The sequence below is a fragment of the Kocuria sp. genome (genome assembly GCF_030538595.1).
Classification (GTDB): Bacteria; Actinomycetota; Actinomycetes; order Actinomycetales; family Micrococcaceae; genus Kocuria.
In genome coordinates this window covers 1-12826 of sequence record NZ_JAUNTS010000024.1, presented here as the reverse complement: position 1 = coordinate 12826, position 12826 = coordinate 1, and the positions used below count along the sequence as shown (strand labels likewise).

Genomic DNA, 12826 nt, shown 5'->3' with positions numbered 1-12826 from the left:
TGGAAGCCGGCGGGTTCAGACCGCGACTACACCCTGGATTGTGAAGAGCCGGTTTGCCGTAGAACCTCCGGGGGAGGGTCAAAGGGAGCATATTCCCCGCCCAGGCGGACCTCTCCGGATATTTGAGCCAAAACCTTGGCGTGACGCTGCGTCCCGTGATGACCATGATCCGCCTGGCTCTTGCCGAACTTCACGTACCACCTGAGCTTTCAACCGCCTGACGGTGCAGATCGTGAACAAACGATGGACACCCTACTGAACGACTAAAATTGTACTCACTCTGGAGGACAGCTGCATTCATTTGACTGGAATATCTCTCCGCGTGTTCTGAGCCCGGGTGCTCAGGAGGTACTGCGACGTCGTGCCCGCAGTCCCGCTATCAGCCTGCGTGTCCGCGGCGCTGCCGTGGACACTGCAAGGTAGCCGGACAGTGCACCCACCATGCCGGTGCCGCCCACCAGGACAGGTAGCCGCAACTTGGCAAACCGTTCCGCGTCCGAGGCAACCACATGGGACATCCCGTTGATGGTGGCCGCGATCACCGCACCGGCAATGAGCTGATGCCCAATCTTCTCCGTCTGGTTCAGGAGAGGTTGAAGCTCATCGCCACGCAGGTGAACGTCAAAACCCCCGTGCTCCAACACTCCCAGCACCCTCCGCAACACATCAGGGGCTTCAGCGCCCATCTGCACTGCGTCTTGAAGAAGGTCCCGAACCCTACCCACCAGGGCTTCGGGGGAGAGCCGTTTGAGCACAAAGCGCTGTGCATAAGGCTGCATGACAGCCACCAGATCGAACTCCGGGTCCAGCCCCGTCCCAATTGCCTCCGCCGTGAGAACCATCCGCAGAAACAGCGCTGACTGACGGGGCAGCCGCAACCGGTGACGCCGCAAAGTGGCCACCAGGTCACTCATCAGGGAACCGATACGCACCTCGGCCAACGGCCGGTTGGCGTAGCGGCGCAGCATGGCATCAATGTCGCGGTCCAACTTGGCCCGGTCCAATTCCTGACCGGCGGTGTCGGTCAGGGCAAGGATGCCGCTCGCCGCGCGGCGCGCATTGCCTTGCACCACGCCCATCATCAGGGTCACCAGCGAGTCCCGGAATTCTTCGGACAAAGTGCCCACCATGCCAAAGTCGATCATGGCGATCGACCCATCGGGGTGGACAAACAGGTTTCCAGGATGCGGATCGGCATGGAAAAAGCCGTCCTCAAAAATCATCTTGCACAGCGCATCCGTGGCGGTGACCGCCACCTGGTGCCGATCAAGACCGGCGGCATCCAGCGCAGCGGTGTCACTGATCTTCATACCGGTCATGCGCTGAGTGGTCAGGATTCTGGTGGTGGTGGCCTCCCAGAACACCTCCGGAATCACAATGGCTGGATGCGCGGCAAAATTCTCCCGCATCCGCTCCGTATTGCGGGCTTCCGCCAGGTAGTCCATTTCCTCCCGCATGGAGGCGGCAAACTCATCCACCAGCCCGATCAGGTCCTGGTACTGGACCCCTGGCCAGTAGCGGGTCAGCAGCACCGCCAGTTCCCGCAGAATCTCAAGGTCCCGGTTAACCTCATCCACAATGTCCGGGCGCCGGATCTTGACCACAACATCTTCACCGCGGAAGCGTCCCGCATGGGCTTGACCGATGGACCCGGTGGCCAATGGCACGGGATCAATGTGCTGCAGAATCTCCTCTGCACCCGTCTCCGGGCTTTGCGCCAGGAGGTCACGGATGACTTCCGGTGGGATGGGCGGTGAGTTGTCCTGCAGCGTGGCCAATTCCCGCGCGTAGGCCGGCGGCAACAGGTCCGGCCGAGTTGAAGCCAACTGCCCCAGCTTCACAAATGTGGGGCCCAGTTCTTCCAGTGCCAAGCGCAGATGTTCGGGCTGGGGTTGGATCTTGTCCGGGTCAATCAGGCGTACCTTGGCCAGATAGCTCCGCCACTCCGGCTTCAGCCCGCCCAGGGCAAAGCCGAAACCGTGTTTGGAGAGGACCTCCAGGATCTGGAGGAGACGTTCGCGCCGGGAAATCATCCGTTATTCGTGGTCTCCCCAGACTGTGCAGGATTTGCCGCAGGTTGGGCAGAGTTCACCGCAGACCGTGCAGAGTTGGCCGTTGACGGGCCGAACAAAGACCTCAGGTAGAGGGCCATGCCGCCGGTGGCCGCAGCCACAATCACTGCCAATGCACTCACCAACGGTTCACGTCCCAGGAACACCAAGCTGACCACCAAGAGCAGCAGGGTCACTCCCGCCAGAATCCACACCGTCACGCGGCTGCTCTGGGACCAACTGGCTGCAGCGCCGTGATCCACACGAGTTGCTGTACTGGATCCCGTACGGCTCTGAGAGTTCTGCGCGCCGGAGGCCGCCATACCTTTGCGCCATTTCCTGGCGTTCTTACCCCGTTCAGCCTCCGTGGGAACGTAGGCGTTGGGCACCGGGTAGGAATCTGCTTCCGGCACCAGCTCCTGACCAACGCGCGGCAACAGGGCGTACCATTCGGGGTCGATGGCCTCGGGGCGCGCAGCCTGCACGGTCAAGGAAACCTCATACGCGGAACCGCGAATGGTTCCCCATGCTGCGGTGAGCAGATCGTGCTCAAAGGCGTGCCGGATCACCGGGATGAACTGTTCAGAAAGCTGTGTGGAAAACCGGCCCACCACTTGACGTTCATGGAGCACTTCCACAATTTCCACGTGATCACCGTGAGCCGTACGGACCTGATTGACTTCCAGAGTCAGAAAGAGCCGGGCCTCTCCGGAGGCCGGAAGAATGGCATGGAGGTAGGCAGCGTGGTCCTGCTCATCCAAGACTTTGATGGACGAACCCTGCGGCAACACGGTTGAGCGCTGCGGTGCGGCGTTGACTGGAAACAGAAGATCCGGGGGAGACAACTGAATACGCGCCGTGGCATCCACCTCCGCAACGCCATCGGCATCCACCAGGGATGCCTTGATGATCACGGGTGCCGTGGGGGTCAGGTCTGAGGCCACCACGCGGGTGACAGCCGGCCAGTACCGCGCGGCGTCTTCTTTGGTCAGATGGCCCACTTGATCGGCGCCCACCCGCACCGCAATGGTCTGGGGATCAACGGGATTGTCCGGTTCCGGCACCAACTCCGCGGTCCCCGCATAAGTCTCCACCGAGCCGTAGGACAACGCACCAAAAACGCGCAAGATCTCCGCGTCATAGAAGTTCTCCGTGACGATTTCCAGAGAACCGCGGTCATTGAGTGCGTAGGTGGTCATGGTCTCCCTTTTGCTGGAGGGTCCCTAATGCCAGGGGGCGGGGAAGCGTGGTGCGCAGGTCAACCTGGTCACGCGCTCATCCGGGGCACCGGACGGGCTCTAGTCTGTCATGAATCCATGCAGGTGGTGCGGATTGTTGCGCCACAGCCATCGCAGAGCATGGGCAGTTTCATCTGCACCTACCCGTGCTGCGGCCTGCATCAGGGATGCCGCACGTCCGTTCCTCATCTGCGTGCATTGGCTTGAATACGGAGCCGGATTCGGCGTTCATCACGTTGTTCCAGAATCAGACGCCGCAGTGCCGCAGGCGCTTCCGGGTGATTCTCCAACCAGTCCTGAGTCTGGCCCAGCAGCGGATCCTCTTCCGGTGGGGTGCCCGGCACCAAATCGCAGGTGCGCGGGTACAACCCTTTGACCAGACGGGTGGCCATGCCCGTGGATTGGCTGCTCCACTGCTGTTCCAGCATGGCAAAGTAACGGTCCCGGTACGGTGCCATCAAGTGGTCATCAGCAAGTTGAAATCCTGCGGCTGTTGCGCTGAGAAGATCATTGGACAATTCACCGTTGAGCATGTTCTGCCAGGCAGCTTCCTTGGCCCAGTGGGTGGGGCGTGCTGCCAGCGTCCTGGCTTGACCAATCTGACTGGCCCGGGAATGGTCCCGGTCCGCTTCCTCCCGGATCCAGGATTCCACCGCCTGATTGGATGCCACCAGGCCCGTCATCCAGCGCCATCGCAGTGCCGGCCCCAACTCCAGACCGGGCAGGACCTCTGCACCCGTCATGAGCTGCCGCACCCACCGTGCCGACTCCGTCTCGTGAGCAATCAGGTGACCCAGAATGCGGGCCAATGCGGTTTGCTGGTCCGAGCCCGCTGCAGCCTGGCGCAGGCGTTGCGCCACATGCCGACTCAGGGTGCGGCGCTGCTCTGCGCGATGTTGCGGTCCAACATAGCTCTCCAGAGTTTCCAGTGCCCTGTCCAAGACCGTTTCAAAAACCACGGACTCTGTTTCCAGAAACACGTGCTTGATCACCGCGGCCAGAAAATCCTCCGGCAGTAGGTGGCCGCGGCGCAGCATGGACCACAGATGTGCCCAGGCCACCGAGCGAGCCATGGCAGTGGGCAGCGCACTGAGATGAGCTTTGAGTTGGGCCACGCCGGCGGGGTCAAGATGGAAGTGGGCGTAATCAAGGTCGTCGTCGTTGAGCAGCAGCACCCGGTTCTCCAGCGGCAGGGGACTGGTCAACGACGCCGGGGGGATCAGTGCCGCTGAGTCCTCTCCGGTAACTGCCAGTGGGCTATCCGCCGGTGGAAGATCAATCACCAGGGCTTCCCCCACCGGATGATCGGAAGCCACATCCACGGTGAGTAGCTGTGTGCGGGTGAGCACCGGCGTCGTCCCTTCAGTGTCGATGCTGTCCGCAGCCACCGCATCCTGTGCACCTGTGCCCTCCGCGCCGTGAGCAAGACCGGGTGGAAGGAAGTGGTAGACCCCAACGCGCAGGTGGTGCGGGCGCCTGGAATTGGGGTCGGTGTCCGTACCGAGCGGCGTGATGGCCACGGTATCCGCGCGTTGCTCCACCCTCAAGACAGTGGCACCCTCCGTGGTCAACCATTTCTGTGCCCAGAGCCCGGTGTCACGGGAGGAGGAAGCCTCCAGCGCCGTGAGGAAGTCGAGAAGACTGGCAGAGGCCCAGGCATGCTGACGAAAGTATTGGCGGCAGGCAGCTGTGAATTCGTCGATCCCAACGTAGGCCACCAACTGCTTCAGGGCGGCAGCGCCCTTGGCGTAGGTGATTCCGTCAAAATTCTGTTGGGCCGCGGCCACATCTGGCACATCCGCCACAATCGGGTGTGTGGTGCTCAGCGAATCCTGCCGGTACGCCCAGGCTTTGCGCTGGACAGCAAATCCCGCCCAGGCCTGTGTGAACTCAGTGGCAGAGGCACTCGCGTGAGCACCCATGAATTCCGCAAAAGATTCTTTGAGCCACAGATCCTCCCACCACCGGATGGTCACCAGGTCCCCAAAGTACATATGGGCCATTTCATGCAGAACCGTATTGGCTCGGGCAGCCCGCTGCTGGTGGGTGGGGCCATCCGGGAACAGGTAATCCTCCGTGAGCGTGACCAATCCGGGGTTCTCCATGGCCCCCAAGTTGTACTCGGGAACAAACGCCTGTTCGTAGGAATCGAACGGGAATTCAAGATCGAACAGCTCGGTGAAAAAGTCCAAACCCTGACGGGTGAGGTCAAAAAGCTCCTCAGCCGGAAGATACTCGGCCATACTCGCCCGGCACCACAGCGTCAGAGGCAAAGTCTGGGGTCGGTGACCGTGTGAGCTGGTCCAGCTCGCATCCACCCGGTGGTAGGGGCCTGCCAGCACTGAGGTCAGATAACTGGGGATGGATGCCGTGGGTCCAAAGGAGTGGCGGACGGCCCCGCGCTCGACGTCGTCGTCGTTCAGTGCCCGCTGGCCCACGGGAAGCGCGTTGGAGGACACTGACCATCCTGCCGGGGCGATCACGTCAAAGTGCCATGTGGTGCGCAGATCCGGCTGGTCAAAACACGGCACCACGCGGCGGGCATCCGTGGGTTCGTACTGCGTGTAGAGATACGTCTGAGCATCTTGGGGATCAACGTAGCGGTGCAGACCTTCCCCGGAACGTGAGTAGTACCCGGCTCCTTCCACCACCACCCGGTTGGTTTCGCTCAGTCCGTCCAGGTGAATGCGGTCCGCATGAACAGCTGTGGCCAATTGCGCTGCGCTCAATACTTGGCCGTTGAGCTCCACCGTGTGAACGTCTCCGATGAAGTCCAGAAACGTGGATGCTGCAGGTGCGGTGTCTTGGAGCCGAAAATCCCACGTGACCTTCACCCCGAAAGTGGCCTGCGCTGGATCAGGTGCACCACGCAGATCCAGCTCCACGGTCACACCGTTCAGACTCACGGTCTGGGACCGGGTGAATGCTTCCGCGCGGGTCAGATCTGTGTGAGTCACCCCACTATCCTAGTCTCACCCAATATGCTCAGCATGCTACCGCTGGGTTGCGTCACGGACCCGCAACACAGTCGTGTCACGCTGGGGCGCACTGGCAAGATGTTGCCACTCAACCATCCGGTGCCACCCAGGTGGTGTTGGGGGTACGCACAGATCATCGGATCGCTTGACGCGTCCGCTGTAAAGGAAGGGACGGGATCGGAGCCGCATGACTGATCTGTTCGCCACCTACGCCCATGACATGGCGGGCTCGGGTGCCTACGACGAAATGTTCACCGGCGCCCAAGACGTTCGCCCGGCCTTCAACCGGGTCTCAGATGTCCTGGGTTCCCTTGACCTGGGGGATGTGACATCACGGGATGAATCCATGGCACGGTCCTTTCTGGACCGCGGTGTCACCTTTGACTTTGCCGGGGAAGAGCGCCCCTTCCCGTTGGACATTGTGCCCCGCGTCCTCACCGTGGAGGAGTGGGAAGTGCTGGAGCGCGGTGTCAAACAGCGGGTCAAGGCTCTGGAGATATTCCTGGATGACGTCTACGGCGATCAGAAAGTCATCACCGATGGCATCGTGCCGCGCTCACTGATCACCTCCTCCGCCCACTTTCACCGTCAGGTGTGGGGATTCAAACCGGCTGGGGGCGTGCGGATTCACGTGGCCGGTATCGACGTCGTCCGCGATGACGACGGTGTCTTCCGCGTCCTGGAGGACAACGTGCGGGTGCCGTCCGGGGTGTCCTACGTGATTGAGAACCGGCGCGCCATGATGAAGGGCCTCCCGGAGGCTTTCATGTCCACACCCATCATGGCGGTGGACTCCTATCCTCGGCACCTGCTGCACGCATTGAAAGCCACCGCACCGGAGCCGGGGGAGGACGCTGTGGTGGTGGTGCTGACTCCCGGGGTCTTCAACTCCGCTTACTTTGAACACACTCTGCTGGCCGGGCTCATGGGGGTGGAGCTGGTGGAAGGTCGTGACCTGGTGGTCCGGGGGGATCGTGTCTACATGCGCACCACAGAGGGTGAGCAGCGGGTGGACGTGATTTACAAGCGGATCGACGACGACTTCACCGATCCCCTCCAGTTCCTTCCGGAATCGGTACTGGGGTGCCCCGGACTGGTCAACGCTGCTCGCGCCGGAAATGTGACCATTGCCAATGCCGTTGGCAATGGTGTGGCCGATGACAAGCTGGTGTACTCCTACGTGCCGGAATTGATCCGCTACTACCTGGCTGAAGAACCCATCCTGCCCAATGTGGACACCTACCGTCTGGAGGAAGAGGAAGCCCGCGAATACGTTTTGGCTCATCTGGATGAACTGGTGGTCAAACCCGTGGATGGTTCCGGAGGCAAGGGCATTGTGATCGGTCCACGCGCCACCGCCCAGGAATTGGCGGAACTGCGGGAGAAAGTCCTTGCCGACCCGCGCGGCTGGATTGCGCAGCCGGTGCTGCAGCTCTCCACAGTCCCAACCTTTGACGGAGAAGGATTCAGCCCCCGTCACGTTGATCTGCGGCCTTTCTGCGTCAACTCCGGGGAGGACATGTATGTGCTGCCCGGTGGTCTGACCCGCGTGGCCATGACCAAGGGCTCGTTGATTGTGAACTCCTCCCAGGGTGGCGGTTCCAAGGACACCTGGGTGATTGGCAAACGCACCGCCCCCGTGGAGCCACCCCCCGAACGGGAGGAAACCGTGGCCTCCATGGCCGCCGTCCCCGTGGCCACCCACTGGGCCGACGACACTGACCTGACAGATCAGCAGCAACAGCAACAGCAAATGCGGCAGTCACCTGCACCCCCGCATTCCGTGGCGCCCGCCCGTCACGTCGATTCCCAGGAGGCCTGAGACATGCTCAGCCGCATTGCCGAATCCCTCTTCTGGATCGGACGGTACATGGAACGCGCCGACGGCGTCTCCCGCATCCTGGACGTGCATCTGGAACGCATCACGCAGCTGCCGGAAGCCCAACAATCCAGTGAAGTTCGGCGCATCATGGAAGTCATGGGTGCACCCGTCACGGACAATCCGGACGTTGGAATGCTCATCCACGAACTCGCCTGGAACCGCGATTCCCTGACCTCCATTGCCGGGTCAGTCAACGCCGCCCGCGAAAACTCCCGGCGGGCACGGGAGATTGTGTCCTCCAAAATGTGGGAAGCGGTCAACTCCACCTATTACGGGCTCAACCAACACCGGCATGACGTTGTGGGTACCTTCCGCATGTGCCAGTGGGCTGCCGAACGGATTTCCACCATCCGCGGCCAGGCAGAAATGACCATGTCCCACGATCAGTCCTGGCAGTTCCTCACCCTGGGTGTCACCTTGGAACGTGCAGACATGACTGCACGCCTCCTGTGGACCCGCACCGCGGGACTGCCCCCCAGCAGCAATCCCGCGGGGGAGACCTCCTGGGTGGAGATCCTGCACTGCGCCGGTGCCTACGAGGCCTTTTTGCGCACCCGGCACGGCACTTTCAACGATGAATCCGCTGTTCGCTTCCTGGTCCTGGACCGCCTCTTCCCACGCTCCATCATTTACTCCCTCACCCACGCCGAACGCATTTTGGAAGCTCTGGACCCCGGCTCACGCCGCATGGGCTTCACCAACGATGCCCGGCGCATCATCGGACGCTCGCGGGCGGAACTGGAATACCTGGACACCAACGACCTCATGCGTGACCTCCCACGGCATCTCAATGACGTCCAGGCAGCGATTGCTGAGGCCGCGGAATCAGTGACCGAAAAATACTTCACCCACGAACAGGAATCTTCCTGGTTTGGAGGCGTCCTGTGACCCGGCTGACCATCAATCACGTCACCCGCTACGTGTATGACACCAAGGTCAAGCGCTCCCACAACGAGGCCCGCATGACCCCGGTCTCCGACGACGAACAACTGGTGCTCACAGCCGAACTGGCCGTCAAACCCAGCACCGCCAACATCCACAACTACGTTGACTACTTTGGCACCCGGGTGGCGGACTTTGACGTACCCGCGCGCCACTCCACGTTGGAGGTGCGTTCCTCCGCGGAGGTGGAGGTCAACCGCCGATCGGTGGACCCGGAGGCCCCGGGGTTGAGCTGGGAACACCTGGGTGCCCCCGAGCACCAGGATCATTACGCCGAGTACCTGGTCCCGACCAAACTGACCACTCCCGGGGAAGAATTACGCGCGGTGGCACGGACCGTGCGCGATTCAGCCGATTCCCCAGCCGATGCGGTCAAGGACGTGTTCCGCCGGATTCGGGAGCAAATCACCTACGAATCCGGGGTCACTGGTGTTCACACCGACGCCGACGCCGTGTGGGCCGATGGCCGCGGTGTCTGCCAAGACCTTGCACACGTGGCCGTGGCGGTGCTGCGTGACTTGGGGATCCCGGCCCGCTACGTCTCCGGCTACCTTCACCCGGATGACTCCGCCGGGATCGGAGTGACCGTGGCAGGGGAATCCCACGCGTGGGTGGAATGGTGGGACCGCGAGTGGATTGCTTATGACCCCACCAATCACAAGTACCTGGATGACTTGCACGTCAAAGTGGGACACGGCCGTGACTACAAGGATGTTCCACCGCTCAAGGGCATGGTGACCGGCGGCGGTGGAACCCAAGCCCTGGAAGTCACCGTTGAGGTGACCCGCACAGCGTGAGGTGACCCGGGCGTCGTCGTGATGACCGGAGCTCCGTCACTCCCTGAATCCACGGTGTGGAGGGGGCAACGGAGCTCCGGCGGTGTGTCAGGACTGGTCGAACTTGTAGTTCTTGGGGATCACCGTGATGCCGGACTCCGTGACGTGCAGACCGCGTGCCCGATCCTCCTCCGCGCTCACACCCACGCGAGTTCCCGCTGGAATCACCACGTTCTTGTCCACAATGCAGCGCTCCACCACGGCGTCCGCCTCCACATGGACGTTGGGCAGCAGCACCGATTCGTCAATGCGGGCATGGTTACCCACCACCACGTTGGGAGAGAGCACCGACTCCTGGACCCGCCCGCCGGCCACAATCACGCCCGGCGAGAGGATGGAATCTGTGGCGTAACCACCCTCCTGATACGGGCCGCGGACCAACTTGGCCGGGGGCGCGGTCACCTGGTGGGTGTAGAGCGGCCAGGCTGTGTTGTAGAGATTGAACACGGGCATGGGCCGCAACAGGTCCATGTGGGAGTCGTAATAGGAATCCAGCGTCCCGACGTCGCGCCAGTACTGACGATCACGGTCAGTCGAACCCGGAACATCGTTGTTCGTGAAGTCGTACACCACCGCTTCACCGCGATCAGCAAAGTACGGCATGATGTCCCCGCCCATGTCATGGTTGGTGTCCTCACGGGACTCATCCTGCTGGAGGGCTTCCACCAGGGCATCGGTGTCGAACACATAGTTGCCCATGGAGGCCAAGAACTGCGTGGGATCATCGTCCAGCGGACGGGTAGAGGCTGGCTTCTCCACGAACTGGGTGATCTTGGTGGGATCGTTGGGATCAGTCTCAATCACACCGAAAGAAGTCACCAGATCCAGCGGCTGGCGCACACCGGCCACGGTGGCCTTGGCACCGGACTCAATGTGGAAGTCCACCATCTGGGAGAAGTCCATGCGGTACACGTGATCCGCACCGACCACCACCACGATGTCCGGCTTGGCATCGTCAATCAGGTTCATGGACTGGAAAATGGCGTTGGCCGAGCCCAGGAACCAATCCTTGCCGTGCCGCTGCTGTGCCGGGACGGAAGCAATGTAGTTGCCCAACAGTGTGGAGAGCCGCCAGGTCTCGGAGAGGTGCCGGTCCAGCGAATGCGACTTGTACTGGGTCAGCACCACGATTTGCAGGTAACGGGAGTTGACCAGATTGGACAGAGCAAAGTCGATCAGCCGGTAGGTTCCACCAAAGGGGACAGCCGGCTTGGCTCGATCTTCGGTGAGCGGCATCAGGCGTTTGCCTTCGCCGCCGGCCAGGACTATCGCAAGTACCTTTTCGCGTGCCATGTGTACCTCTCAGGACGTCGTCGTCGCGGTTCCGGATGTGTCCGGAGGTGGCTTCTGTCACCAGGAGTCCACCGTCATGCCTAACTCAACCGCGAAACAACCCGATGTGTGAAGTTCGCGGCGCTACATTGCGGCCTGTGGCTCAAAAGTTGCGCAAAACAACCGTAAGGTTGCGCAGCTTTGGTCATGGGAGGTGTGCCGCAGGGACCAGTGTATGTAGTCTCGGTCACGTGCGTATCGACATCGTGTCCAAGGAGTTCCCGCCCGCCATCTACGGTGGAGCCGGCGTTCATGTCGCCGAGCTCTCCCGGGTACTGGCCCCGCTGGTTGAACTCAATGTCCGTTGCTTTGGCCAACCGCGTGACCCCGATTTTCACGGGGCGCACGTTCAGGCCTATCAGGTGCCATCCGACCTCAAAGGTCAAAACGCCACCATCGAGACCCTGGGAACCGACCTTGCCATGGTCGGGGACATCGGGGGAGCGGACCTGGTGCATTCCCACACGTGGTACGCCAACATGGCAGGGCACCTTGCCTCTCTGATGCACGGGATTCCACATGTGATCTCCGCGCACTCCCTGGAACCGTTACGGCCGTGGAAAGCCGAGCAGCTGGGCGGCGGGTACGCCATCTCCTCCTTTGTGGAGAAAACCGCCTACCTCAATGCCGCAGCCGTGATCGCCGTGTCCGATGGCATGCGCAAGGACATCCTGCGGTGCTACCCGGAGATTGACCCGGACAAGGTGCAGGTGGTGCACAACGGTATTGACGTCTCCCAGTGGAACCGGGATGAATCCACGGACATTCTGGAGAAGTTCGGGATTGATCCTGCCAAGCCGTCCGTGGTGTTTGTGGGGCGAGTGACCCGGCAAAAGGGCGTCCCGTTCCTGCTCCGTGCAGCGTTGCAGCTACCCCCGGAGGTCCAACTGGTCCTGTGCGCGGGTGCTGCTGACACTCCCGAGCTGGCCGCAGAGGTCAACGGCCTGATCGAAGAACTCAAGGCCACCCGCGATGGTGTGGTGCTGATCGAACAGATGCTCCCGCGCCGGGAAGTCATCCAGATTCTCTCCCACGCCACCGCCTTTGCCTGCCCCTCCATTTACGAGCCACTGGGCATTGTGAACCTGGAAGCCATGGCCTGCGGGGCCGCCGTCGTAGCCACCGCCACGGGGGGCATCCCCGAAGTTGTGGTGGATGGCCAGACCGGCCGTTTGGTGGACATTGAACAAGTGGAGGACGGCTCCGGCACTCCGCTGGACCCGGAGAAGTTTGTGTCCGACTTTGCAGCTGCCCTGACCGAAGTCATTTCCGATCCCGAACGCGCTCGCGCCATGGGGGAGGCCGGCCGCGTGCGCGCAGAGGAAAACTTCTCCTGGCAAGCGATCGCAGAACGCACCCTGGACGTGTATCGGTCGGTCTTGCCGACTGCCTGACAGCTGGCTGCGGGCACCCGCCGAGATGGTGGGGGAGGGTGGCGCTTGTGCTAGAGTCGTCGTCGTTGCTTGGCGGGTCCGGGGGTCTTTTGGTGCCTCTGTGGGCTGGCCGGTCACCTGCGCGGGTGGCGGAATAGGCAGACGCGCTAGCTTGAGGTGCTAGTCCTCGTATT

At 61.9% G+C, this 12826-nt stretch carries 8 protein-coding genes; 4 read left to right on the top strand and 4 right to left on the bottom strand.

What is annotated here, in order from left to right; genetic code table 11:
* Window positions 1–341 precede the first annotated feature (341 nt).
* The 3 genes from Q4G32_RS13725 to pepN all read right to left on the bottom strand — a co-directional run bounded on the left by Q4G32_RS13725 (window position 342) and on the right by pepN (window position 6246).
* The gene (locus Q4G32_RS13725; protein WP_303352286.1) at window positions 342–2033 is read right to left on the bottom strand and encodes an ABC1 kinase family protein; all 1692 of its coding nucleotides are present in this window, start codon (window positions 2031–2033) and stop codon (window positions 342–344) included.
* Entirely contained in the window at window positions 2030–3250 is a 1221-nt protein-coding gene (locus tag Q4G32_RS13720) for a hypothetical protein (protein WP_303352284.1), read from the bottom strand. Before Q4G32_RS13720 ends, Q4G32_RS13725 begins: the two co-directional genes overlap by 4 nt.
* Window positions 3251–3474: 224 nt before the next feature.
* Complete coding sequence (gene pepN / locus Q4G32_RS13715) at window positions 3475–6246, bottom strand: aminopeptidase N (RefSeq protein WP_303352282.1); 2772 nt, start codon at window positions 6244–6246, stop codon at window positions 3475–3477.
* A 208-nt stretch (window positions 6247–6454) separates the two neighbouring features.
* Here pepN and Q4G32_RS13710 point away from each other — a divergent pair, with 208 nt between their 5' ends.
* Genes Q4G32_RS13710 through Q4G32_RS13700 form a run of 3 tightly spaced genes read left to right on the top strand, consistent with a single transcriptional unit; the run spans window position 6455 to window position 9888 of the window.
* Window positions 6455–8089, top strand: a complete 1635-nt coding sequence (locus tag Q4G32_RS13710; RefSeq protein ID WP_303352280.1) for a circularly permuted type 2 ATP-grasp protein — start codon at window positions 6455–6457, stop codon at window positions 8087–8089.
* Window positions 8090–8092: 3 nt separating this feature from the next.
* On the top strand, window positions 8093–9037 hold the full coding sequence (locus tag Q4G32_RS13705) for an alpha-E domain-containing protein (protein ID WP_303352279.1): 945 nt from the start codon (window positions 8093–8095) through the stop codon (window positions 9035–9037).
* Complete coding sequence (locus Q4G32_RS13700) at window positions 9034–9888, top strand: transglutaminase family protein (RefSeq protein WP_303352277.1); 855 nt, start codon at window positions 9034–9036, stop codon at window positions 9886–9888. The genes Q4G32_RS13705 and Q4G32_RS13700 overlap by 4 nt, the downstream gene beginning before the upstream one ends.
* A gap of 87 nt (window positions 9889–9975) precedes the next feature.
* On the opposite strand, the gene glgC is transcribed toward Q4G32_RS13700, so the two are convergent.
* Window positions 9976–11220 (bottom strand): glucose-1-phosphate adenylyltransferase, encoded by a 1245-nt coding sequence (glgC, locus tag Q4G32_RS13695; RefSeq protein WP_303352275.1) that lies wholly within the window; start codon window positions 11218–11220, stop codon window positions 9976–9978.
* A 230-nt stretch (window positions 11221–11450) separates the two neighbouring features.
* On the opposite strand from glgC, the gene glgA reads away from it, so the two are divergent.
* Entirely contained in the window at window positions 11451–12653 is a 1203-nt protein-coding gene (gene glgA / locus Q4G32_RS13690) for a glycogen synthase (RefSeq protein ID WP_303352273.1), read from the top strand.
* Window positions 12654–12826 lie beyond the last annotated feature (173 nt).

Coding starts and splice junctions, on each gene's coding strand:
- Q4G32_RS13725 (WP_303352286.1), bottom strand. CDS start 2,033: ATGATTTCCCGGCGCGAACGTCTCCTCCAGATCCTGGAGGTCCTCTCC.
- Q4G32_RS13720 (WP_303352284.1), bottom strand. CDS start 3,250: ATGACCACCTACGCACTCAATGACCGCGGTTCTCTGGAAATCGTCACG.
- Q4G32_RS13710 (WP_303352280.1), top strand. CDS start 6,455: ATGACTGATCTGTTCGCCACCTACGCCCATGACATGGCGGGCTCGGGT.
- Q4G32_RS13705 (WP_303352279.1), top strand. CDS start 8,093: ATGCTCAGCCGCATTGCCGAATCCCTCTTCTGGATCGGACGGTACATG.
- glgC (WP_303352275.1), bottom strand. CDS start 11,220: ATGGCACGCGAAAAGGTACTTGCGATAGTCCTGGCCGGCGGCGAAGGC.